General features: G+C 62.9%; 19 protein-coding genes. 8 read left to right on the top strand and 11 right to left on the bottom strand.

Features of this window, described 5'->3' with window-relative positions; genetic code table 11:
• Positions 1-24: 24 nt before the first annotated feature.
• Positions 25-2631, bottom strand: a complete 2607-nt coding sequence (gene cckA / locus AB4Z25_RS03455; protein ID WP_112539254.1) for a cell cycle histidine kinase CckA — start codon at positions 2629-2631, stop codon at positions 25-27.
• Positions 2632-2908: 277 nt separating this feature from the next.
• Here cckA and AB4Z25_RS03450 point away from each other — a divergent pair, with 277 nt between their 5' ends.
• Positions 2909-4021: a flagellar biosynthetic protein FliO gene (locus tag AB4Z25_RS03450; RefSeq protein WP_112539255.1), complete on the top strand. Its 1113-nt coding sequence runs from the start codon at positions 2909-2911 to the stop codon at positions 4019-4021.
• A gap of 76 nt (positions 4022-4097) precedes the next feature.
• On the opposite strand, the gene dksA is transcribed toward AB4Z25_RS03450, so the two are convergent.
• On the bottom strand, positions 4098-4517 hold the full coding sequence (gene dksA, locus AB4Z25_RS03445; RefSeq protein ID WP_112387229.1) for an RNA polymerase-binding protein DksA: 420 nt from the start codon (positions 4515-4517) through the stop codon (positions 4098-4100).
• A 275-nt stretch (positions 4518-4792) separates the two neighbouring features.
• Here dksA and AB4Z25_RS03440 point away from each other — a divergent pair, with 275 nt between their 5' ends.
• The 4 genes from AB4Z25_RS03440 (at position 4793) to AB4Z25_RS03425 (ending at position 8679) form a co-directional block, all read left to right on the top strand.
• Positions 4793-5287: a SixA phosphatase family protein gene (locus AB4Z25_RS03440; protein ID WP_112539256.1), complete on the top strand. Its 495-nt coding sequence runs from the start codon at positions 4793-4795 to the stop codon at positions 5285-5287.
• 76 nt (positions 5288-5363) lie between these two features.
• Complete coding sequence (locus tag AB4Z25_RS03435; RefSeq protein ID WP_112539257.1) at positions 5364-6839, top strand: YcjX family protein; 1476 nt, start codon at positions 5364-5366, stop codon at positions 6837-6839.
• Positions 6836-7918 carry a TIGR01620 family protein gene (locus AB4Z25_RS03430; RefSeq protein WP_112539258.1) on the top strand — a complete coding sequence of 361 codons (1083 nt, stop codon included), beginning with the start codon at positions 6836-6838 and terminating at the stop codon, positions 7916-7918. The genes AB4Z25_RS03435 and AB4Z25_RS03430 overlap by 4 nt, the downstream gene beginning before the upstream one ends.
• A 212-nt stretch (positions 7919-8130) precedes the next feature.
• Positions 8131-8679 (top strand): hypothetical protein, encoded by a 549-nt coding sequence (locus AB4Z25_RS03425; protein ID WP_112387226.1) that lies wholly within the window; start codon positions 8131-8133, stop codon positions 8677-8679.
• Between the two features lie 54 nt (positions 8680-8733).
• Here the strand turns inward: AB4Z25_RS03425 and folK are convergent, their stop codons facing one another.
• The 3 genes from folK to folP are packed head-to-tail and all read right to left on the bottom strand — an operon-like array spanning position 8734 to position 10479.
• Positions 8734-9252 carry a 2-amino-4-hydroxy-6-hydroxymethyldihydropteridine diphosphokinase gene (gene folK, locus AB4Z25_RS03420; RefSeq protein ID WP_442207860.1) on the bottom strand — a complete coding sequence of 173 codons (519 nt, stop codon included), beginning with the start codon at positions 9250-9252 and terminating at the stop codon, positions 8734-8736.
• Positions 9242-9613 carry a dihydroneopterin aldolase gene (gene folB, locus AB4Z25_RS03415; RefSeq protein ID WP_112387225.1) on the bottom strand — a complete coding sequence of 124 codons (372 nt, stop codon included), beginning with the start codon at positions 9611-9613 and terminating at the stop codon, positions 9242-9244. Before folB ends, folK begins: the two co-directional genes overlap by 11 nt.
• Positions 9610-10479: a dihydropteroate synthase gene (gene folP / locus AB4Z25_RS03410; protein ID WP_112539259.1), complete on the bottom strand. Its 870-nt coding sequence runs from the start codon at positions 10477-10479 to the stop codon at positions 9610-9612. The genes folB and folP overlap by 4 nt, the downstream gene beginning before the upstream one ends.
• A 99-nt stretch (positions 10480-10578) precedes the next feature.
• Here folP and AB4Z25_RS03405 point away from each other — a divergent pair, with 99 nt between their 5' ends.
• Positions 10579-11205: a DUF922 domain-containing protein gene (locus tag AB4Z25_RS03405; protein WP_112516137.1), complete on the top strand. Its 627-nt coding sequence runs from the start codon at positions 10579-10581 to the stop codon at positions 11203-11205.
• A gap of 286 nt (positions 11206-11491) precedes the next feature.
• Here the strand turns inward: AB4Z25_RS03405 and AB4Z25_RS03400 are convergent, their stop codons facing one another.
• Together AB4Z25_RS03400 and AB4Z25_RS03395 are read right to left on the bottom strand one after the other, a co-directional pair.
• A complete protein-coding gene (locus tag AB4Z25_RS03400; RefSeq protein ID WP_112387222.1) occupies positions 11492-11812 on the bottom strand; it encodes a 2Fe-2S iron-sulfur cluster-binding protein in 321 nt (106 codons plus the stop codon).
• 228 nt (positions 11813-12040) lie between these two features.
• Complete coding sequence (locus AB4Z25_RS03395) at positions 12041-12409, bottom strand: Hpt domain-containing protein (RefSeq protein ID WP_112539261.1); 369 nt, start codon at positions 12407-12409, stop codon at positions 12041-12043.
• A 464-nt stretch (positions 12410-12873) separates the two neighbouring features.
• On the opposite strand from AB4Z25_RS03395, the gene AB4Z25_RS03390 reads away from it, so the two are divergent.
• Positions 12874-19299: a hypothetical protein gene (locus AB4Z25_RS03390; protein WP_442207859.1), complete on the top strand. Its 6426-nt coding sequence runs from the start codon at positions 12874-12876 to the stop codon at positions 19297-19299.
• Between the two features lie 241 nt (positions 19300-19540).
• Positions 19541-20401 (top strand): D-alanyl-D-alanine carboxypeptidase family protein, encoded by an 861-nt coding sequence (locus AB4Z25_RS03385; protein ID WP_112539263.1) that lies wholly within the window; start codon positions 19541-19543, stop codon positions 20399-20401.
• Positions 20402-20407: 6 nt separating this feature from the next.
• On the opposite strand, the gene AB4Z25_RS03380 is transcribed toward AB4Z25_RS03385, so the two are convergent.
• From AB4Z25_RS03380 to AB4Z25_RS03365, 4 genes are all read right to left on the bottom strand, one after another.
• The gene (locus AB4Z25_RS03380) at positions 20408-21061 is read right to left on the bottom strand and encodes a glutathione S-transferase family protein (protein WP_112539264.1); all 654 of its coding nucleotides are present in this window, start codon (positions 21059-21061) and stop codon (positions 20408-20410) included.
• A 99-nt stretch (positions 21062-21160) separates the two neighbouring features.
• Positions 21161-21775, bottom strand: a complete 615-nt coding sequence (locus tag AB4Z25_RS03375; protein WP_112539265.1) for an ABC-type transport auxiliary lipoprotein family protein — start codon at positions 21773-21775, stop codon at positions 21161-21163.
• A gap of 32 nt (positions 21776-21807) precedes the next feature.
• Positions 21808-23178 (bottom strand): MlaD family protein, encoded by a 1371-nt coding sequence (locus AB4Z25_RS03370; RefSeq protein ID WP_112387216.1) that lies wholly within the window; start codon positions 23176-23178, stop codon positions 21808-21810.
• A 9-nt stretch (positions 23179-23187) separates the two neighbouring features.
• Positions 23188-24036 (bottom strand): ABC transporter ATP-binding protein, encoded by an 849-nt coding sequence (locus AB4Z25_RS03365; RefSeq protein ID WP_112387477.1) that lies wholly within the window; start codon positions 24034-24036, stop codon positions 23188-23190.
• Positions 24037-24041: the final 5 nt, after the last annotated feature.

The raw sequence follows: 24041 nt of genomic DNA, 5'->3' as shown, positions 1-24041 counted from the left end.
TCCGGGAGGCGGAAACGCCTCCCGTCATTTGCTGTCGAGCGTTTCCTTGACGACGACGGCCAGCTGCTTCAGCGAGAACGGCTTCGGCAGGAAGCCGAATTTCGATCCCTCCGGCAAGTTGCGCGCAAACGCATCTTCGGCATAACCGGACACAAAGACAAATTTCATATCAGGATATGTCTTGCGCAGCTCGCGCAGCAGGCTCGGCCCGTCCATCTCCGGCATCACTACGTCCGAAACGACGATATCCACCTTGCCGTCGAGTTCTTCCAGAATGTCGAGCGCCTCGATGCCCGATCCGGCCTCGTGAACAGTATAGCCGCGGGTCTCCAGCATGCGCTTGCCGCCGCGGCGCACCGCTTCCTCATCCTCGACAAGCAGGATAACAGCATTGCCGGTCAGGTCTTCCGGCTGTTCCGGCTGCACCGCGACAGGCATCTGCACGACGTTGCTCGCACCGACACCATCTGCGCCGCCTTCGGCTGCTATGACCGGCTCGACGATATGGCGCGGCAGGAACACCCGGAAGGTGGTTCCCTTGCCCACTTCCGATTCCGGCTGGATATAGCCGCCGGATTGCTTGACGATGCCATAGACCATCGCCAGCCCGAGGCCGGTTCCCTTGCCCACTTCCTTGGTGGTGAAGAACGGCTCGAAAATCTTGTCCATGATCTCGGGCGCGATACCGGTACCGGTATCCTTGACCTCGACCAGAACCATGTCTTCGTTCGGCATATAGGAATAGTTGAAGGCCGCGACTTCGTCCGCCGTCACATTGCGTGTCCGCACCGTCAGTTTGCCGCCTTCGGGCATGGCGTCGCGCGCGTTGACGCAAAGGTTGATCAGCACCTGTTCGAACTGCGAGAGGTCGGTTTTGACCGGCCAGAGGTCGCGGCCATATTCGACATCGAGCTTGACGTTGGTGCCCGACAGCAACCGGTCGACCAGCATGCGCAGATCGCCGACGACATCCGTCAGGTTCAGCACCGACGGCCGCATCGTCTGCTTGCGCGAGAAGGCCAGCAGCTGGCGCACCAGCACCGCCGCGCGGTTAGCGTTGCGCTTGATTTCCATCAGGTCGGCGAAACTTGCGTCGGCCGGCCGCGCCTGCAGCAGCAGGTGGTCGGAGGATAGCAGGATCGCCGTCAGCACGTTGTTGAAGTCATGTGCGATGCCGCCCGCCAGGGTGCCGACGGCGTTCATCTTCTGCGTCTGCGCCATCTGTGCCTCGAGCGCCTTCTGCTCGGTCACCTCAACGGCATAGACGATCGCCGCCTCTTCCGGCGCCTCATCGCTCTGGTCGATGACGGCATTGATGTAGAAGCGGAAATGGCGTGCATCGTCGTCAGGCGTGCGGGAATCGATCGGCGGAATGTCGCCCTGCCGGTCCTTGGCGGCGTCGAGCGCGCCCTGCAGCCGTTCGCGGTCGCTTTGCTGGACGATGGCTTCTAGCCGTGCACCATTGTCCACGTCATCGCGGGATACGAGGCCGGAGAACAGCTTCAGGAACGGCGCATTGGTACGCAGGATCCGGCCTTCGCCATCGACGGAGGCGATCGCCATCGGCGTATTGTTGAAGAAGCGGGTAAAGCGCATGACCGCGGCAGAGGCGGATTGCTCGTTCTCGGTGCCCGGCTCGCGCCGCAGCACGATCGTCCGGCTTTCGCCCGGCGCCCCGTCGCGCATCGACGTGACGCTATGGACGATCTGCACCGGCAGGCTCTGGCCGTTCGACTTTTTCAGATCGAGATCCAGCGTATCGGTCTTTTTCAGACCCGGCTCGGCCTGGACAGACTGGATCAATGCCAGCCCCTCGCCCGCCACCACGTCGCCGATCGTCATCGAGCCCGGAATGAATTTCGTCAGGTCGAGACCAAGCCATTCGGCCAGCGTCGCGTTGAGATAGAAAATCTCGCCCTTGCGCCCGGCGGAAAAGAAGCCGGCCGGTGCATGGTCGAGATAGTCGATGGCGTTCTGCAATTCCTTGAAGAAGCGCTCCTGATCGTCGCGCTCCGAAGTGATGTCGCTGATCTGCCAGATATGCAGCGGCTTGCTGCCGCTCTCTTCGGTCTTCAGCGTCCGTGCCTTCAGGCGGTACCAGTGTGCCCCGGAACCATTCGGCGATGGTCCGAGCGCCCGCAGCAGCCGGAACTCTTCCTGCCCCTCGCGGCCCTCGCGCAGCCCGTTCGACAGACGGTAGAGCGCCTCGTTGGACTCGCGGTGACGCGACAGCAGCGCTTCCAGCGTCTGCACCTCGGTTGCCTTGCGCGCGCCGGTCAGCTTTCCATAGGCGCCGTTGGCATAGATGATCCGGCCCTTGTCATCAGTAATCAGCGAACCATCCGGGTGACTGTTGAGAAATGAGCGGGCCAGGCTGTCGGACTGGCGCTGCGGCATCACTTCTATGAAGCCGATCACCGAAGACACCAGAAAGAAGATACCGACCATGGCCAGCACGCCGAGAACGCCGAGCACCATCTCGTTGTCGAGCGAACTCTTGAACACCACGAAGGCGGCGGCGGCGGCGATCAGCACCAGCGCCAGGAGGAGGATGCGGATAGCCGTGCCGGAACGTCCTCCTCGATCCACGATCGGGGAATTGTAGTCGTCAGCCTGACGCGGTGTCGTCATCTAGTCCTCGCATGCGCCGATCCGGCATGGCGCTTTGTCACCGGAAGACAAAGCAGGAATCAGGCGTTCGTTCCTTCTTAGCAATTTGTAGGCCTTGCAAAAACAGTGCCGTACCGCCGGAACGCTTGAATTCACAAGGAACAGCGCCAGTTTCGCAAGCCATCGGGCTTCTGAGGTGTTCTTCTCGCGCGGGCGTGACTGGACAAGCACACAGCCTATTGCCTAAGGAACTGAAAAGCCTTCATGATGCGGCCTGCGTATAGGGGAGTTTAAGATCATGTTTGACAGCGTAGTGAGCGACTACGGCAGCCGTTTCCTCCTAGCAGCAGGCGGCGTCGGCCTTGGCCTGGTCGTCCTGATCGGCGTACTCTGGCTGATGCGCAACCGCGCACCCTCGCCTTTCGTGCGCGGCGGCAAGAACCGCCAGCCGCGCCTGCAGGTTCTTGACGCCGCTGCCGTCGATACCCGCCGCCGCCTCGTGCTGGTGCGCCGCGACGACGTCGAGCACCTGATCATGATCGGCGGACCGAGCGATATCGTAATCGAAAGCCGCATCCTGCCTGAGGGCGCCGAACAGGCGAAACCGTCGTCGGAGCTCCGCCCGGCGCCGGTTGCACCACCGGCAGCTCCCGTAATCGAACGGCGCCCGGCCGTGGCCGAACGCCCTGCACTCCGCGCCGTCCCCGAACAGCGGCCGGAGCCCCGGGTTGAACCGAAGCCGGAACCGGTGGCGATCTTCGGAGAAGAGGAGGCCGAGCCTTACATCTCTGCACCTGCCCCTACGCCCGCTCCGGCACCTTTCATCGAGCCGCGCCGCCCGCAACCTATCGCACCCGCCGCCGCCGCACCCGTCTTCGCTCCCGCTCCCCCTGCACCGGCTCCCACTCCGGCCATCAGCGTTCCTCCGGTCATTGCCGCGGCAGAAAACCGTGTCCCGCCAACGATCACCGTCCGCCCGATTGAGCAGCAGCAAGCGGCACCGTCGCTCGAAACCACCAATGCCGCCGATATCCTGGATGCCGCTCGCGCCCGCGTCCTGCCGCAACAGGCGCGTATCGAACCCGAAGTGCTAACGCCGCCGGCACAAAGCCTGCCGACGATTTCGGAGGGCCATCCGGTGGTGACCGCCGATGCGGGAGCGCCGCCACAACAGCCGAAAGGCGATTTTCAGCGCATTCTCGAAGAAGAGATGAACACAACGCTGGCCGCCGAACGTGTCGTCCAGCCGGTGCAATCCATTCAGAGCACGCCGATCCGCACCATTGCGCCGCAGCCGGTCAACCTGCAGCGCCGCGACCCGGAAGCACCGCCGGTCACCGGCGCCGATGCCGAGTTGCAGAAGGAAGTGGCGCGCATCTTCGGCGAAATGAGCGTCAACCGAGACAAGTAACCGGTCAGCCAGACCGCCAAAACGAAAAAGGCACCGCAATGCGGTGCCTTTTATTTTATGCCTGCTCCCAGGACGCTTATTCGTCGCGGTAAACCTTTTCGCGGCGTTCGTGGCGTTCCTGCGCTTCGATCGACAATGTGGCGATCGGGCGGGCGTCGAGACGCTTGAGGCCGATCGGTTCGCCGGTTTCTTCGCAGTAGCCGTAAGTGCCTTCCTCGATCCGCTGCAGGGCAGCATCGATCTTGGAGATCAGTTTTCTCTGACGGTCACGCGCTCGAAGTTCGATGGCGCGGTCTGTTTCGGAAGATGCCCGATCCGCGAGGTCGGGGTGGTTGGCGCTTTCTTCAGCGAGATGATCCAGTGTCTCGCGCGCTTCTCTAAGGATGTCATTTCGCCATGCGACCAGCTTCGTGCGGAAGTATGCTCGCTGGTTTACGTTCATGAACTCCTCGTCTTCCGAGGGAACGTAGCTGCTAAGATCGATCTTCTCACTCAACGCGATTCTCCTGAAGAACATCTCATGTGGCGGGCTGTATATCTCATGCGCCAATATCGATTCAAGCCAAATACGACATGTAAACAGATTTTTAAATCTGTCATATTTTTAGGCTAACAGTCTATTTTCTCACCACTATTCCAGATTCGCTTTCTCACCCCGCCTTCAACAAGCCGTGTAGGCCCAGCGCTTTTGCACCACCACGGCACGTCACCGGTTGACGCCGGCAATACCCGGCGGCTACTGAAAAGGCTCCTTCGCACGTGGATTTTTCTATGGCCGCAACCTTGCATACGCCTTCACGAATCTACCTGTTGCGGCATGCCGAAGCCGCCTGGGCGCAGCCCGGAGAACGCGATTTCGACCGCGCGCTGAGCGAAAAGGGATACGGCGATGCCGAGATCCTCGCCGACCGCGCAGCGGACAAGGGCTATCGTCCGGACATTATCCTGAGCTCGACGGCGAAACGCTGCCGCCAGACGGCCGATGCCGTCCACCGCGCCATGGGGCTATCGCTGGAGCTGCGCTATATCGACGAACTCTATAACGCGGCCCCCAATGTCTATCTCGAGCTCCTCGATACGCAGGAAGCCAATGCGGTGATGCTCGTCGGCCATAATCCGACGATCGAGCAGACGCTGGAGGCGCTGATCGGCCACGAACAGCTGCTGCGCGCTCTGCCCGGCGGCTTTCCCGCAGGCGGCCTCGCGGTTCTGGATTTCGACGCCGCGGCGGCAGCGTGGAAGCTGCGTGAATTTCTGAGCGGCTGACGCCGTTGCATGCCGGTTCTTTTTCCGGCGGCCTCGCCATCCTATATGCTTGAGCAATGACAACCGAGACACCGCCTTGCCGCCAAGCTTGACCTCCTTCGCTGACGATGCCCGCATCGCTCTCGACAATCTCACCGACCGTGCCGCGGGTCTGGTCAATCCGACCGTCCGTCTCGGCGTCACCGGTCTTTCCCGTTCCGGCAAGACGGTCTTCATCTCTTCCCTCGTCCATAACCTCCTGCATGGCGGCCGCCTGCCGCTGTTCGAACCGGTGCAATCGGGCCGCGTTTCGGCGATACGCCTCGAAGAGCAGCCCGATGATGGCGTTCCGCGCTTTCAGTACGAAGATCACATCCGGGCGCTGGTGAAGGATCGCGTCTGGCCGGATTCCACCCGCGCCATCTCAGAACTGCGGGTCACCATCGACTATCAGAGCGCCAGCGGCTGGAACCGCATGTTTTCGCCAGGGCGCCTGTCGATCGATATCGTCGACTATCCGGGCGAATGGCTGCTCGACCTGCCGCTGCTCGCCAAGGATTTCCGGACCTTCAGCGAGGATACCCTGGCGCTCGCCCGCACCGGCATCCGCGCCGAACTCTCGAAGACCTGGCTCGAGCTCACGCAAGCAGCAGACATCCACGCGGCCGCAGACGAAATGCAGGCCCGCGACCTCGCGAGTTCCTTTGCTGCGTATCTGAAGGCCTGCAAGGCCGACGAACGCTCGCTCTCGACCCTGCCCCCCGGCCGTTTCCTGCTGCCGGGCGATCTCGACGGCTCACCGGCGCTGACCTTTGCGCCGCTGCTCCTACCCGCGGACGGCAGAGCTGAAAAAGGTTCGCTCTGGGCGATGATGGAGCGGCGCTACGAGGCCTACAAATCGGTCGTCGTCAAACCGTTCTTCCGCGAGCACTTTGCCCGTCTCGACCGCCAGATCGTGCTTGTCGATGCGCTGCAGGCAATCAACCGCGGCCCCGAAGCCGTGCAGGACCTTGAACGGGCGTTGACGGACGTGCTGGCCTGCTTCCGTCCGGGCACGAACTCGCTCCTCTCCTCGCTTCTCGGCCGCCGCATAGATCGCGTGCTGGTCGCCGCCACCAAGGCCGACCACCTGCATCACGAAAGCCACGACCGCCTCGACGCCCTGACGCGGCGCCTCGTCGAACGCGCAGTCCACCGCATCGGCATGGCCGGCGCGGGCATCGACGTCATGGCGCTTGCCTCGGTGCGCGCCACCCGCGAGGCGACCGTCAGGCGCGACGGGCACGACCTGCCTGTGATCGTCGGCACGCCGATCGATGGCGAGACGATCGGCGGCGAGCGTTTCGACGGCATCCGCAAGACCGCCATCTTCCCCGGAGACCTGCCCGAGAACCCCGAAAGCCTGTTCGCAGCCATTGAATCCAATGCGGGAGATATCCACCTCCCGGATGTCAACGTCGTCCGCTTCAGGCCACCGCAGCTTGAGGAAACCGGTGGCGGCATCAAGCTCTCGGTGCCGCATATCCGCCTCGACCGCGCCATGCAGTTCCTGTTTGGAGACCGTCTCGCATGAGCAAGTCCAATCCAGAAAATGCCGCGGGCAACACGCGCAAGCCCGCAGCCTTCGTTTACGAAGACGAGCCTCGCCCGCTGGAAACGGCTGTGCCGGCCCAGCGCCGCAAGCCGTCCAGCTTCGAGGCCGACGTCGTCCTGACACCGGATGAAGATGATCCCTTCATTAACCCCGACAAGGATGCTGCGCCGCTTCCGGTCGCAATGCCGCGCAGACGCCGCACATCCTTCGCGAAAATCGCCGGAGCGGCGTTCGGCGTGCTTTTGTCGCTCGCCTTCGGTCTCTGGACCGACAGCCTGATCCGCGACCTCTTTTCCCGCGCCGACTGGCTGGGTTACGCCGCCCTCACCTCCCTTGCGATCGGCATCCTTGCCGTGATCGGTATCGTCATCCGCGAGACCGCGGGCATGATGCGGCTCGCCGCCGTCCAGACGATCAAGGCCGAGGCCGAGGCAGCCATTCTGGAAACCAAGCCGGCCAAGGCGCGCAGTCTCGTCAAACGGCTAGCGGCAATGCTTTCGGCAAAGCCCGAGACAGCCAAGGGCCGCGCCACGCTGAAGGCCTCCGAAAACGACATCATCGACGCCCCGCATCTGGTGGCGCTTGCCGAACGCGAGTTGCTCGGACCGCTCGACCGTCAGGCGCGCGCATTGATCGTCAATTCCTCGAAGCGCGTCTCGATCGTCACCGCCGTCAGCCCCCGAGCCATCGTTGACCTGCTCTACGTGCTGTATGAGGCATCGCGGCTGATCCGCGCCATGGCGGAGCTCTATGGCGGGCGGCCGGGTACGCTCGGCATGGTCAGGCTGATGCGCGACGTCCTTGCCCATCTCGCGGTCACCGGCTCGATCGCCGTCGGCGACAGTCTGGTGCAGCAGGTTCTCGGCCATGGACTGGCGTCGAAGCTGTCAGCGCGCCTTGGCGAAGGCGTCATCAACGGCCTGATGACGGCCCGCATCGGAATCGCCGCCATGGATCTCTGCCGCCCGCTGGCATTTCACGCCCTGAAGCGCCCGGGAATCAGCGATTTCATCGGCGATCTCACGCCTTCGATATCGGGCCGCGACCAGCAGAAGTGATCCCCACGGTTTTTTCTCAGCTTCGTCGCCTGACGCAACGGAAGCAATCAGGAAACCTATAATTTTCATGGGCGTAGCTACGCAGGTTGAAGGCTGTCCAGACGCCGAAAATGCTGGTTTTCCAGAGCCCTTTGTCATCCCGGAAACCAACCGTTAACCATTATTCGGCAAAACTCCAAGGCAGTAGCGGGTAGGTGTGCCAAGGAAAATCCATGTATTTGCGCAAGCTTCTTTTCGTCTGCGGCCTGGCCGCCGTGGCCCTGTCGCCAATGGCTGACGTCACTCCTGCAGCAACCGCTGCGACACGCGATAAGGCCTTCTTCGAATCGGTGGCCGGATCCTGGCGTGGACCGGGCGAAATCGTCGCTGGCAAGTACAAGGGCACGAAGTTCACCTGCAACCTCGTCGGCTCCTCGGTTACCGATGGCACGGGCATAAAGCTTGACGGCTCCTGCCGCGTCGGCGTCTTCAAACAGCCGATGACCGCGACGATCACCCAGTCGGGCAGCAGCTACAAGGGACAGTTCCTGGATGGCGCCGCCGGCAAGGGTCTGGACGTTGTATCCGGCACCGTCACCCCGGATACCGTCGTCGTTGGTCTCAACCGCTCCAAGCTGAACGGCGCGATGATCGCCCGCATCCGCGATGACAAGACAATGAATGTCACCGTCTCGGTCAAGGTCGAAGACCGCATGATCCCGGTGATCGGCCTCACCCTCACCCGTCAGCTGGACGAGATGACGGTCGGCTCGGTTCAGTAAGGCCGATCATAGTCAGGACACACCCAGGCGGCGGATTTTCCGCCGCTTTCCGTTTCAGGGCTTCCGCCACCACTCGAAGCTGGCGTCGGCGACTTCGATCCCCTGAACATCGGCAGCAGCAAGCCAATCCCGGACCGCCCGCCCCTTCACCAGAAGATCCGCCGCAAAATCGGCGAGCGGCATCAGCACGAAGCCGCGATCCGTCATGCGTGGATGAGGTAGCTCCAGCCGCGGCGCTTCCTGCTCGACACCTTCGTAGGTCAGAACGTCGATATCGAGTGTGCGAGGGCCCCAGCGCTCGATCCGCTCGCGCTTCATCTCCCGCTCGATCTCAAGACAGACATCGAGCAGTGCCTCCGGCGCCAGACACGTCTCAACCCCGGCACAGGCATTGAAGAAGAAAGATTGATCGGTCTTTCCCCATGGCGGCGTCCGGTAAAGCCTGGACACCGCAGTCAGCCGACAATCGTCCCGCGCATCGAGGTGCTGCAGTGCCGAGGCCATCGCGTTGACGGGATCGCCGATATTACCGCCGAGACCGAGCGTGGCCGCCTTGAAACGATCAGTGTGCAAAGTGTTCGACGCTCACCTGAACGAAATCGAGCACGCCCGGAACCGGCGCGCTCGGCTTGCGCACCGTGATCTTCGCCCGCGTGATCTGGTGGAAGCGCTCACAGAGCCCCTTGGCGATATCGAGCGCCAGTGCCTCGATCAGATAGCGCCGCTTGCCGACGACGATCTCCTCGATGACCGTGAAGGCGATACCGTAATTGACGGTATCCTCGATCGAGTCGCTTTCCAGCGCTTTGCCGGCCGTCACGTCGAGTTCGGCATCGACAAAGAACCGCTGCCCGAGGAACTCTTCCTCGTCATGCACGCCATGGCGCGCGAAGAACGCACAGTTCTGCATCAGGATCGTGTATTTCATGGTCATTGGCCCCGGCGTCCTTCGTAATTTCGGCGTGCCGCCAGCATAGCATCGGCAACAGCCAGCGCATCCCTGTTGATTGCGACATTGTGGACCCGGAAAACCGCAGCCCCCGCCAATCTGAGCAGCGCGCTGCTGGCCGCCGTCGCCGCGTCGCGATCGGCGGAATCTCGGCCGGTGACCGCGCCGATGAAGCGCTTGCGCGAGGTTCCGGCCAGCAGCGGAAAGCCGAAGCGCGACAGCTCCGCAAACCGCGCCATCAGCTCGAAATTCTCGTCGGCCGTTTCCTTGGCAAAACCGAATCCCGGATCGAGAACGATCTGCTCATTGGCAATCCCCGCCTCACCTGCCAGCGCTAGAGACCGTTCCAGGAAAACCGCTTGGTCAGCGACCATGTCGGGCAGCTTATCGCGCTCGCGGCCCGTATGCATGATGCACACGCCGGCATTCGCCCGCGCGACAACGCCAGGCATCGCCACATCCTTCTGCAGCCCAAACACGTCGTTGACGATATGCGCGCCCACTTCGATCGCGAGCCTTGCGGTCTCCGCGCGGTAGGTATCGACAGAAATCAGCGCCTCGGTCTTGCCGCGCAGCGCCTCGATGACGGGCAGCACGCGCCGCTGCTCCTCGGCCGCATCGACCTTGGCGGCACTCGGCCGCGTCGACTCGCCGCCGATGTCGATGATCTCAGCACCTTCGGCCACCGCCGCCAGCGCGTGCGCGACGGCCGCATCGGAGTGATCGTACTTCCCGCCATCGGAGAACGAGTCCGGCGTCACGTTGACGATCGCCATGATCACGCTCGTTGCGCCGAGCGCCAATTCGCGGTCATGGGCGACCCGCCATCGGCTGACCTGAAGCTCACTCACCGGCGTTTATCCTATTGATAATAAAAATCCTGCGCCTATTGCGCTCGCGGTGGCTATGCCCCAAGCTCCGCCAAACTTCAACATGGGTCACCGTCTAGAATGCCTTCCGCATCGCCGAATATGCGTCTTCTCCTTGCTTTTTCCATGACGATTGCCCTTTGCACCTCAGCGTCGGCCGAAGTGGTCGCCACGAAGAGCTATTCCTATTTCGACATCCGCGGCAGAACCGCCGACGAGCTCGACCAGCAGCTCAGCACCCGCGGCCCGACCGCAAACGGTTCATCGGCCCGCCACCCCGGCGCCACCAAGATCCGCTTCGGCGGCGAAGCCACCTATATCCAGCACGACGGACGCTGCAAGGTCGGCAGCGCCAAGGTCACCGTCCACACGCAGATCATCCTGCCGCGCTGGCGTAATCGCAAGGGCGCGACGAAGGACCTGTCGATGATCTGGGATGCGCTATCGAGCGATATCAAGCGCCACGAAGAGCGCCACGCCGAAATCGCCAGAACACAGGCACGCGCCATGGAGCGCGGCATCCTCTCGCTTCCCGCACAGCGCAACTGCGAGGCAATGCAGGAGTTGGTATCGGAAGAATCCACTCGCGGAATAGACGAGCACGACCGCCTTCAGGCGCGCTTCGACAAGGTCGAGGCGGTCAATTTCCAGAATCGGATGATGCGGCTGCTCAACAACCGACTCAAATCATCCGGCGGCAAAAACTAGCGCATTTGCCGGCAAAATACGACGCAAGATCGTTAGCTGCACAACGAAACCTGTGCGAAACTTACGTCCTCCCCAGCCTCTCAATGGTGAAAATTAGCGATAGGCGACTCAACTGAGGCGCGCTAATATGAACACATTCGAAAGTTCAGGACTGAACTACCTGATCTTTCTGTCGCTGGGTTCTCCTGGCGCGTTCCAAGCCGCGGACGGTCCTCCCTCGTCCGATGGTTATGCGCCCGCCTCGCCTCGCTCGTCATCCGGCGCGCGAGGCTTTTTTTGGGCGAGATCAGGCCTGACGTTCCGGTACGTGAACCGTCAGCCCATCCAGCACAGCCTTCATGCGGATCTGACAGGAGAGGCGCGAGGTCGGGCGGACGTCGAAGGCAAAGTCCAGCATGTCTTCTTCCATGGCTTCGGGCGGACCGACGCGTTCGACCCATTCTTCGTCGATATAGACATGACAGGTGGCGCAGGCGCAGGCACCGCCGCATTCGGCTTCGATGCCCGGGACGGAGTTGCGCACGGCATTTTCCATGACGGTGGAACCCTGATCGACGTCAAGGTCAAAGCGCGTGCCGTCGAAGGCGACAATGGTCAGTTTGGGCATTGTGATTTCCGGTAACCGTATTGAGGGAGGATCAGAATTTTTCTTCCAACAAATCTGCGAGGCAGTCAACATCGACAGCCCCGGCAGTGTCATCCCATACTTAAAAGCGACAGGCTTGCTTGATTGCGGCATGCCGCTGGTCACAAAAAGACCCGCTGCTCATCGGAAACAGATAGGCCTGTTCCGGAATGATGCAGCGGGTCCAGCTTTGCGACTGATGCCTGGCTCTTAGCGGCTCAGCTTCAGGATGAAATTCTCGGCCTCGACGACAGCAGCACCGACGGCTGCCATCGATGCGGCGTCACCAGCATTGTCCTCAAGCGTTTCCGCCGTCTCCGACACCCGGAAGGCACCGACAGCGCTTGCCGCGCCCTTCAGCCGGTGCGCGGCTGCGACGATCTTCTGCGCCTCTCCGGAGGCGATCTCTCCGAGACACGCGCGTGCCTGGCGCGCGAACATCTGGAGGACTTCGATTTCGAGGGCCTTGTCGCCCATCGTCTGCTTTGCAAGATGCACCAGGTCGATCGGACGGACCTTGGAGGGGCACGGCCCCTTCGAATTATCCGGCGCCTCGAACGCGATACTGACTGCTGCCATGTGCCAAACTCCCGTCTTTATCCCCGCGGTTGAACTCTACAGTGCGGTTGGAGAGTGGCGATCGCGTTAAATTCCGGCACATTGAGGGCGGGATTCTGGCGCTATGGTTAATATCCGTTAAACATCGCTAAATTATTGGTTTTTCAACAGGCTCTGCCGTTAAATCATGTTAACAACCCATTAACGGCAGGTGATTAGCAAGCCTTCGTTAATTGTCTCCGAAGCCCGGATGTGTCACTACGATACTGGTACAGTGGGTTTGTGCTACGCGCCTTTGCGGGCCAAGTGGATAATGGTAATGTTTTGATACCGTCCGTTTGAAAAAGCGGCTATCCACTCTGAAATGACATGCTTATCCGTCCGTCGTCTTGGATGGGAAGGTCAGAGGCAAAAGGTTGACGTCCGGACGCGGCGATGTCCGGACCAGCGGCTGAACCGGCTGAGATGTAACGAGGCGTAACGGAATGGCGAACAACAAGTACAACGAGTCGATCGAGGACAAGGCGTTCAAGGCATTGGACGAGGCGCTCCAGATCGATTTCAGCCAGCAGAAAGCGCCGTCTCGCAGCGGCAAAACGCCCGACGCCCCGGAGGCCAATGTGTCTGAGAACCCATCTGCGCGTAATCAGCAGGACCAGGACGACAGCCAGCGCCGCCGCGGTCGCTCAAAGGCTGCAGAGCAGCAGGCACCCCGCGCTCCCGCCTTTGCTCCGGCAAACGATGCCAACCGCAACACGCCCGCTTCGCTGCTGAAGTCGCTCGACGGCAGCTCGACGCGCGTCGCCGTGCGCAACGCCACCCTGTTTTCGCTGATCTGGATTGTCGGCGGCATCGGTCTGATGTCCCTGCTCTATTCGCCTCAGATCTGGCAGATCCGTTCGGTCGCCGATCTGGTCGGCCTGCCTGGCGTGATCGCCGGCATCGTCGGCATCATCGTTCCCGTGCTGCTGTTCTACGCCTTCGCGATCATGATTTCGCGTGCCCAGGACATGCGCAATGCCGCCCGCTCCATGGCTGAAGTGGCGCTGCGCCTCTCCGAACCTGAGACGATCGCCTCCGAGCGCATCATGACCGTCGGTCAGGCCGTACGCCGCGAAGTCTCCGCCATGAACGAAGGCATCGAGCGCACCATTGCGCGCGCCTCCGAGCTGGAAACCCTCGTCCATTCTGAAGTGAACGCGCTTGAGCGCAGCTACGCCGATAACGAACTGCGCGTGCGCGGTCTCGTCCACGAACTCGGCTCCGAACGCGAAGCGATCGTCAATCACGCCGAGCGTATCCGCAGCTCGATCGTCGGCGTTCACGACCAGCTGAAGGAAGACCTGTCGCTGGCGACGGAAGAAATCGCCGTCCGCCTCTCGACCTCGGGCGAAGCCTTCGCCTCGATGATCGACACCCGCGCCGCGACGCTGACCGAAAAGTCGGAAGCCGCGATCCAGTCGCTCGGCTCGCTGCTTGCCGCCAAGACCGATTCCCTGCTGCAGACCCTGACCTCGTCGGGCTTTGCGCTAGCCCATGAATTCGACACCCGCCTGGACACGCTGACGTCGAGCCTCAGCGAACGCGGCGAGCACCTGCTCAGCCAGTTCGAAACGCGCGCGTCCACCATGGACAGCAGCGCCGAGAAGCTGAACGCCGCGCTCAACGACCGCGCCCGCCAGCTGAACGAAATCCTGATTGCCCGCACCCGCGAGATCAACGAGACGCTGACCGGCAGCGAACGCGAGATCACCGGCTCGCTGGATGGCGTGCTTGCCAAGCTCAACAGCGCTCTCGACGAGCGTGGCCAGAGCTTCCGCCAGAGCCTGCAGTCCAGCGCCGACGACGCGATCATGGACCTCGACCTGCGTTCGGGCTTCTTCGAAGAGCGCCTGCAGAGCACGGTCGCGCAGATGTCCACCGCTTTCGACGAACGCGTCGCCGAATTCGCGACCGCTTTCGACAAGCGCGCGGGTTCTCTCGACACCAAGCTGATGGAAAGCCTTGCCCGCATCAACGAGACGCTGGCTGGCGGTTCGGAATCGCTGGATGGCATCCTGACCTCGAGCATCGAGCGTCTCGGCGCATCGCTGACCGACCAGTCCTTCGCGCTGGCAACGGCATTCGGCACCGGCCAGGAAGTTCTCGAAAGCTCGCTCGGCAGCAAGGTCGATGAGATTTCCGAAGCGCTGGCCGCCCGCACCAAGGAAATCAACCAGACGCTGAAGAGCGCCTCTGGTGAAGTCAACGAAGCGCTGGCAGCAGGCATGGCCGATTTCCACGGCAGCCTCGCAGGCCGCACCAGTGAATTCTCCGCAGCGCTGCAGGGCGCTACCGGCGAGATCACCAACGCGCTGGCCACCGGCACGTCCGAACTGCATGCCGGCCTTGCCGACCGCACCGCAGCCCTGTCGTCTGCCCTCCACAACGCCACCGGCGAAATCTCGCTGGCGCTGGCAGCAGGCACTTCGGAACTGCACAACAACCTTCAGGCCCGCTCGACCGAATTCCGTGACACGCTGCTGTCGACGACAGCGGAACTGACGGCAGCGGTCTCCTCGGGCACCGAGCAGATTACCTCGGCCTTCGGCCGCGCCGACGACCTGAACACTGTCATCTCCGAGCGCGCAGCAGCGATCACCACGGCCCTGGATTCTGCCCATGAGCGCATCGACAGCGCCATGGCCGAACGCGCCAACGCTCTGGAAAGCACGCTGTCCGGTCACCACGACCGTGTCGCCGACGCTCTCGACGAGCGCACAATGGCACTTGCCATCTCGCTCGACTCCGCTCAGGAGCGCTTTGAGAACACCATGTCCGAACGCAGCAATGCGCTTGTCGATGCCATGGCAGGTCATCATGACCGTCTGTCGGACTCGCTCGACGAGAAGACGATGGCAATGGCGATTTCGCTGGATGACAGCCAGAGCCGCTTCGACAGCGCGCTCGAAGCCCGCGCCAATGCGATGCTGGATACAGTTGCCGGCGCCGAAGCCCGCGTTGCCGGCGCCTTCGCCGACAAGTCGGAAGCCATCCGCAGCGCCTATATCGACAGCCAGGAGCGCCTCGAACGCTCGCTGAGCGACCACGCGGCCGCCCTGCACTCTTCGCTGTCGAGCAACAGCAACCGTATCGAGACCGTCACCGGCGATGCAGCCACGCGCCTGCAGACGCTGACCGGCGAAGCCGCCGATCGTATCGAGGCCGTTACCGGTGATGCCGCTGCCCGCATGCAGTCGCTGACGGGAGAAGCTGCCGATCGCATCGAAGCCGTCACCGGCGATGCTGCTCAGCGCCTGCGGACATTGACCGGCGAGGCCGCCGACCGCATCGAGGGTGGCCTGGCATCGGCGCATGACCGCATCCGCTCGACGCTCGAAGACCGCACCAACGCCATCAGCCTGGCGCTCGGCGAAGCCCATGCGCAGATCAGCGATACGCTGTCGGAGCAGGCAACGACGATCAGCGCCTCTGTCGCCGCCAGCGCCAGCATGCTGGAAATGTCGCTCGAAGATCACGAAGCCTCGCTGCGTCAGACGATCGACAACAGCTCCCGCGCACTCGACGAGCGTCTGCGCGAAGGCGCCGGCCAGATCGCCGAGCGCTTCCAGGGTGCTGCGGCCGAGATTTCCCGTACGGCCGAAACCTTCTCGACCCATCTCGATCATTCCGTCGGCGGCATGACCGAACGCTTTGCCGCAACCGGCTCGCGTGTCGAGGCCGGCCTGACGGCGCTCGAAAACCGCATCCGCGACGGCGTCGGCGGCGTTGCCGAACAGGTGGATTCAGCTGGTGCGCGTCTCTCCGAAACGCTCTCCGACAGCATCAATCAGCTGCGCGAACTCGGCGATGATGCGGCCTTCCGCGTCACCACGGTTCTCGAAAGCACCACCGACACGCTGACCGGCGCGATCGACGATCGCACCGCCAACCTCGCTTCGACGCTTGAAGAGCGCGCTCGCAGCCTTTCGTCCTCGATCGAGGCACAGGCCTCCAGCCTCGCTGCGAGCCTCGATGGCCGCGCATCGCAGATGAACGCCTCGCTTGCGGCGAGCTCCGCAAGCCTGACGACAGCACTCGATGAGCGCACCACGCATCTCTCCTCCGCGCTCGATGAGCGCACCGCCCGCCTCGCCTCGTCCCTCGATGATCGCACGGCGAGCCTGACCTCTTCGCTCGATGAGCGCACGGCGACGCTTTCGTCGTCGATCGACGAGCGCACCGCCAATCTCGGCGACACCATGGACCGCGGCGGCGAACGTCTCGGCGAACGCCTGTCCACCATGGACCGGGCGCTGACCATGGGCCTCGACGCCGTCAACCAGACGATCGAAGGCAAGGCTGCCGGCCTCGCCTCGACGCTGCGCAACGCCGTTGCCGATGCAGCCCAGGGCATGGATGCCGAAGCACAGCGCACCGCAGACCTGATGGGCCGCACCGGCCAGCAGTTCACGGAAACGCTGGACAATAAGACCGGCGAATTCGCCCGCTCGATGGACGAGCGCTCCGAGCAGATCGTCGGCCGCGTTTCCGAGGCGCAGAACCGCCTCGCAGGCCAGGCCGCCGCCGTCGCCCAGACCTTCTCCGAAGCCGGCAACGCCATCGTCAACAAGGTTGCCGAAGCCGAGACCCTGGTCAGTGGCCAGGTCAGCGCCATCTCGCAGGCTCTCTCCGAAGCCCAGTCGTCGCTCGAGTCACGCGGCGACGCCATCCGCACGACGATCACCAGCGCCAGCGAAGGCATCGCCAGCACCATGTCGAATGTCGACCGTGCGCTGGAAGCCCGCAGCACGGCGATCCGCACCGGCCTCGAAGATCGTGCCCGCGAAATCGACGCATCGCTGACCGATGTCGAGAAGGCTCTCGAAGCCCGCGGAACCTCGATCCGTGCAACGCTCGACGAGCGCACCCGCGAACTGAACTCGATGCTGGCCGGCCGCTCCTCTGAGCTCTCGCGCCTCATCGACGAGACCGCCCGCCCGATGATCGAGCGCTATGCCGAAACCGGCCACGAAGCCGCTGCCCGCATCGCCGCTGCTGCCGAGCAGAGCGCCGATCGCCTGCGTGCCGAAAATGCCGCTCTCGCCAACGCGATTGCGGCCCGCACGGAAAGCGCCTCGACGGCCGTCAACGCCATCGAGACCAGCCTGCTTGCCAACGTCAATTCGCTGATAGAGCGCCTCTCTGACAACAGCGCCTCGATGGCCCTGATGATGAACCGCGCCGCCCAGGATCTGACCGATGTCGACGGCCGCCTCGGCGACACGACCTCGCGCTTCACGGACTCGGCTGCCAAGGCTGCCGAAATGGTCTCCGCCTCCACCCGCCTTCTCGAAGGCAAGGTGGATCGCCTGTCGGATATCTCCGGCCAGACGCTCGCCCAGGTCGGCTCGATCATCGGCCGATTCGACGAACACTCCAAGGTTCTGACGCAGGCCTCCGGTCTGCTGGGTGCCGCTCAGTCGAACCTCGTTTCGACCCTCGAAGAGCGCGAAGGCGCTCTCCAGAGCCTGTCGATCGGCCTTGTGCAGCGTTCGGAAGAAATCGAAAAGACGATGCGTGCGCTTGGCACCATGGTCGAAGGCGCCTTCGAGCGCGCCGAACAGCGTTCCAATCAGGTCAGCGGCAATCTGCGCCAGAGCGTGCAGTCCTCCTTCGCCGATATCGGCCGCGTGCTCTCCGACACCGAGAAGCGTGCCGAAGAAGCCGCCGAGGCCATGCGCAGTTCGATCGTCAAGGCCGGCGAAGAAGCCAATGCCACGATCGACGGCACCTTCGGCAATGCCGAACGCCGCTCCGCCGAACTGTCGAACCGCCTGCGCGGTGGCCTCGCGGCCTCCCTCTCGGATGTCGAGCGCATGCTCGGCGAAGCAGGCCGCGCCTCGGATGGCGCTGCCCAGCAGCTGCGTGAATCGCTGCGCGAAGCCGTCGATGAGGCGGTTGCCCGCTTCTCGGGTGCGACGGAAGAAATCCGCCGCTCGGCTGGCGATATCCGCAAGGAACTCGACATGACCCGCAGCGAGCTGAAGCGCGGTGCCTTCGACCTTCCTGAGGAAGCCAAGGAAAGCGCTGCCGCCATGCGCCGCGCCGTCGCCGAACAGATCAAGGCGCTGCAGGATATCTCGCATATCGTCGGCCGTTCGGTGCAGCAGTTCGAAGTCTCCGAACCGGCACCGCGCGCCGCCCAACCTGCCCCGGCGCCCGCGCCGCGCCAGGCTCCGCCGGCACCTGCTCCGGCTCCTGTTGCAGCACCGGTCGTTGCTGCACAGCCGGCCCCGCAGCCTGTCGCAGCTCCGGCACCCCGTCCGCAGATCGAAGATGGCTTCGCACTTCGCGGCACCATCGCTCCGGCACCGGCGGCAGCGCCGCAGCGCGCTGCTCCCGTTGCGCCCGCACCCGTGGCCGCAACACCAGCGCGCCAGGAATCCGGTGGCTGGATCAGCGATCTGCTGCGTGGCGCCTCGCGTGACGAGGATACCGAGGAAGCACCTGCACGTTCGGCAGCACCGCGCGCCGAAGCAGCCGCTCCGGCACAGCAGCGCGCCGCCGACAGCCGCAATCCGCGCCACGTCGTCGAGTCGCTCAACTCGCTCTCGGTCGATATTGCCCGCGCCATCGATCACGACGCCTCGGTCGATCTCTGGCGCCGTTACCAGCGCGGCGAGCGCGACGTCTTCACGCGCCGCCTCTATACGCTGAAGGGCCAGCAGACCTTCGACGAGATCAAGCGCAAGTATGACCGCGAGCCGGAATTCCGTACCGCCGTCGATCGCTACATCGCCGACTTCGAAAAGCTGCTCGCCGACGTTGCCCGCAGCGACCGCGACCGGACGATCACCCAGTCCTATCTGACGTCCGATACCGGCAAGGTCTACACCATGCTGGCCCACGCCGCGGGCCGCCTGACCTAACGGAAGAAAACCTGCAGTTTGCTACACAAAGGGCCGCTTCATCAGCGGCCCTTTTTCATTCGGCATGAAGCGCCTCACGGCAAAGTGAGACAAACGGCCGCCGCAAATCCGGGCTTATAAGCAAGACACGCTTGTCATAATGCCGTAGATTTGCTCAATCCGGTGGCCAGACAACGTCACTCCGTCACGACCCTATTCAGGTTGCCAGCGCGCTGCCGCCGTTTTGAAGAGACCACATTCGATGCCAAAGACCATGCCGCTGCTTCTCTCCGCAGCGTTCTCCGCTTCCCTGTTCCTCGGCCTCTCCTCCACATCCTCGGCCGGACAGGCGAGTTTCCTGATCGACGCGCAGACGGGCCAGGTGCTGGCAAGTGCCAATCAGGACGAGCTGAACTACCCGGCGTCGCTGACCAAGATGATGACACTCTACCTGGCATTCGAAGCCATGCATGCCGGCCGCCTCGGCTGGGATCAGAAGCTCACGATGTCCGAGAATGCCGAGAGCAAGGAGCCGTTCAAGCTCGCCGTCGGCGCCGGCCGCAAGGTCACGGTCCGCGAAGCCGTCGAGGGCATCATCGTTCTCTCCGCGAATGATGCGGCGGTGGCGATCGCCGAACAGCTCGGCGGTTCGGAAGATGCCTTCGGCAAGCTGATGACCGCCAAGGCCCATCAGCTCGGCATGACCAATACGACCTTCAAGAACCCGTCCGGCCTGCCCGATCCGGAACAGATGACGACGGCGCGCGACATGGCGACGCTCGGCGCCGCGCTGATCCGCGACTATCCGGAAGAGTTCAAGATGTTCTCGATGCGCGGCTTCCAGTTTCGCGGCATGAAGCTGCGCGGCCACAACAATGTCATGTATCGCTATCAGGGCGCCGATGGCATCAAGACCGGCTATACGGATGCATCCGGCTATAACGTCGTGACCTCGGTCAACAAGGACGGCCGCCACGTCGTCGGCGTTGTCATGGGCGAAAAGACCGCAGCGATCCGCGACGACAAGATGGCCGCCATGCTGGACGCTGCATTGATCGGCGCTCCCGCCGCGGCGACAGCCTCGGCCGATCCGGCGGCAGCCACCGCCGTCCCTGCCAACTGATCGCGTCTACGCCGGCTGCCTGATATCGGCAGCCGCGAAATGCGCCATCTGGTCCGCATGGGCCTTCGCAAAAGCCGGCCGCGCCGTCGCGCGCTTGACATAGGTGCGGCAAGCCGGAAAGTCCGACAGCCCGTCGAAACGGTCGACGAGGCGCAGCACATCCGCCATCAGGATATCGGCGACGGAAAACTGCCCGGCCAGCCATTCGCGCGCGGCAAGCACTGGCTCCATATGCTTCAGTCTGGCCTTCAGGAAGGAATCCAGGCTTTTCCAGGCCGGCGTATCGCCATCCTGCCCGGAGAAGATCATGATCGTCCAGGGCAGGCTTGCCGCCTCGACGGAGTTGAGCGCTGCAAACAGCCACTCCAGCGCCTCACTGCGGCCCTTCGCGTCATCTGGCATTAACGCTTCGCTCTTGCTACCGAGATGCAGCAGGATCGCGCCACTTTCGAAGATCGAGAGATCATCATCGGTCAGCCACGGCACCTGGCCGAACGGCTGATGCGCGAAATGCTGCGCATCGCGCTTTGCAAAGGGTATGCCCGCGACACGGTAAGGCAATCCCGCCTCCTCCAGCGCCCAGCGCACGCGGATATCGCGCACATAGCCGCGCGGCAGATCGGGAACCCAGTCGAAGGTGGTGAGGACGAGGCCGGTCATTGTCTGTCTCCTTGATATCTCCTTAGCAAAGGACGTCCCGGCACTTCATGTTCCGACACCGGCATGTGATTTTTCTCGCTCGCCCGCCGGTCTCCGGTATCAGATCGACTGCAGCGTCCAGTCGACGATCTCGGTTGTTACTGTCGAGAAGGACCGGTCGAGCGACTTAATCATGCCCTCGACTGCACCTCCAGCCGGAGCAGCAGCTCGGAATACCTTCTGGGCGCGCACCGTGCCGTTGCGATCGTTCAGGATCTTCGCGGAGATCTCCACCACGGCCTGGCTTCCCTTGCTGCTGTCGATCTCAAAGGCGCGAATATCGGTCACGACCTGATAGTCGATCGCCAGACCCTGGCCGGGCTTGCCGACGCCACCGAACTTGCCGGAGTTTTCATAGGCCTCGACCAGCTTCGACTGCACCATGCGGGGCAGCTTGTCGCTCCATTGCGAGCGGGCCAGATACTGGATTTCGGAGGGCGAGACGCGAACGACGATCTGCTCGCTGTTCAGCGCTGCCAGCGCCGTTGGCTCCGGCACCAGGATCTGGCTGCGCTTGGCGGCCGGACCTGCACCGCTGCCGACGGCCGCAGACAGATCGTAGGTGTCGTTCTTGGCGCCCGTGCCGCAACCGGCAAGGGTCAGCGCCACCAGCGGCAGCGTGAAGGCTGCTCTCGCCAGCAATGAACGGCGCGCCAACAGATGCGATACGGCCATATTATGCTTCCCCTGCTTTTCTCATATCGAAATCAACGGCGCGAGCGGCCGTCGGTCTGTTTGACCGTATCGCCACCGAAGATCAGGCGCTGCGGGTTTCTGTCGAAATTGCTGATCGCGTCGTTGAGGTTCTGCACCGTGTTGCGCGTATCGTTGACCAGCGACTGCACGTCCCGCAGCCCGCCGCTCGAGAACTTCTGCAGATTGTCGGCGATCGGCCCGATACGGGCATTCAAGTTGTCGGCAACCTTCTTAAAGGATTCCAGCGTGTCGCGCGCTTCGGCAAACAGCGACTGCGAATTGTCGGTTCCGAGCAGCGCGTCGAGCTTGATCAGGATGCCGTCGACGCGCGTCGAAGCCGAGTTCAGCTTGTTCGCCATCTGCGATACGTCCTGGATCGTCTGGTTGATGTCCTTCTGATGCGACGAGACGGTATTGGCCACATCGCGGATCGACGCGACGGCAACGCGTGCATCCTTGGTCGCCTGCGAGATATCGTCGACCGAGCCCTTCAGCTTCTGCGGATCGATCTGCGCCACCAGCGTATCGACCCGATCAAGTGCCGACTGCGCCTTCTTGCCGACATCGTTGAAGGTCGTCGCAGTCTGGTCGAACTTGTCGATCGCGCCCTTCAGACCACCGGATGCGTCGGCGATGTCCTTGCTGACCTTCTCGGCATTGGCGAGGATCGTATCTATCTTCTTGGCATCGACGGCCTTCACCAGCGCCTCGACGGCAGCCAGTGTCGAATCCACCTTGCCGGAAACGTTGCGAACGGTCTCGGAAAGCTGACCCACACTCTGCAGGAAGCTGTCGATATTGCCGGAATTCTTGGCAAGCGCATCGGAGAAGGTCTCGGCATTCTGCAGCGTCTTGGTCAGCGGCCCGCGCGCATCCTGCACGAAGCCCTGAACCTGGCCGACGGCGTCATTGGCGCGGTCGAGAATCTTGTCGGCAGTGGCGAGCAGGTTGGTCACGCTCGACTGGTCGGCGACGATCACCGCCCGCTTGCCTGAATCGATCGACTTCTGGAGAATGTTCTCTTCGCCCACCTTGCCGCCAGACATCTCGATATAGGCAGCACCGGTCAGACCCTGAATTTCAAGGATCGCCTTGGTCGACGGGTAGATCGGCGCATCGACGCGCACCTCGGTGAAGGCCAGCGAATATTGCGGATCGTCGGCATCGATCGACAACGACTTCACCGATCCCACCTGAATGCCGTTGAAGCGCACCGGCGAACCGACGCTGAGGCCGTTGGCCGATCCGGGAATACGCACGACAAGCTCGGCCATCGGGCCGCTGCGGCCATATTCCGCCATCCAGTAGACGAAGCCGAACGCCGCTGCGATCACCAGAACGGTGAAGATGCCGACAATCGTATAGTTCGCTTTGGTTTCCATCGTCTCCGGTCACTTCCCGCGGCTGTCGTGACTGCCCGCGCGCGAGGCGCCGGCAGTCTCTTCCTGCGGCACGATCGAGCGTGCACGCTTGCCCTTGAAATAGGACTGAACCCACGGATCATCGTAGGCCAGCATATCGTCGATCGTCCCTTCCACCATTACCCGCTTCTTTCCAAGCACGGCAATACGGTCGCAGACGGAAAACAGGCTGTCGAGATCGTGGGTCACCATGTAGACGGTGAGCCCCAGCGTATCGCGCAGCCTGGCAATGAGATCGTCGAATTCGGCGGCACCGATCGGATCGAGACCCGATGTCGGCTCATCCAGGAAGACGAGATCCGGATCGAGAGCCAGCGCACGGGCGAGCGCCGCGCGCTTGATCATCCCGCCAGACAGTTCGGACGGGTACTTGTCGGCCGCGTCGGCAGCCAGTCCCACCAGCTTGATCTTCAGATGCGCCAGTTCGTCCATCAATGACTTCGGCAGATCCAGATATTCGCGCATCGGAACCTGGATGTTCTCCTTGACCGTCAGCGACGAGAACAGCGCACCCTGCTGGAAGAGAACGCCGAGGCGCATGTCGAGCGAGTTGCGCTCGCTCTCGTTCAGTTCGTCGAAATTCTGCCCGAGGATCTCGATCGAGCCCGAACGGCGCGGCAAAAGACGCAGGATCGTGCGCATCAGCACCGACTTGCCGGTACCGGAAGCGCCCACGAAGCCGAGGATCTCGCCGCGGTAGATATCGAGGTTCAGCTTGTCGAGCACGATCTTCGAGCCGAAGCCGACCGTCACATCGCGTGCCGAAAGCACGATGTCCCGCTCCTTTTCTCCGCCCGTTTCCGTCTGTTGCTCGTTCACGCTCA

The sequence above is a fragment of the Rhizobium sp. RAF36 genome, from assembly GCF_052114105.1.
Lineage (GTDB): Bacteria > Pseudomonadota > Alphaproteobacteria > Rhizobiales > Rhizobiaceae > Rhizobium.
The sequence above is the reverse complement of the archived record's forward strand: the minus strand, read 5'-3'. Positions and strand labels throughout refer to the sequence as shown.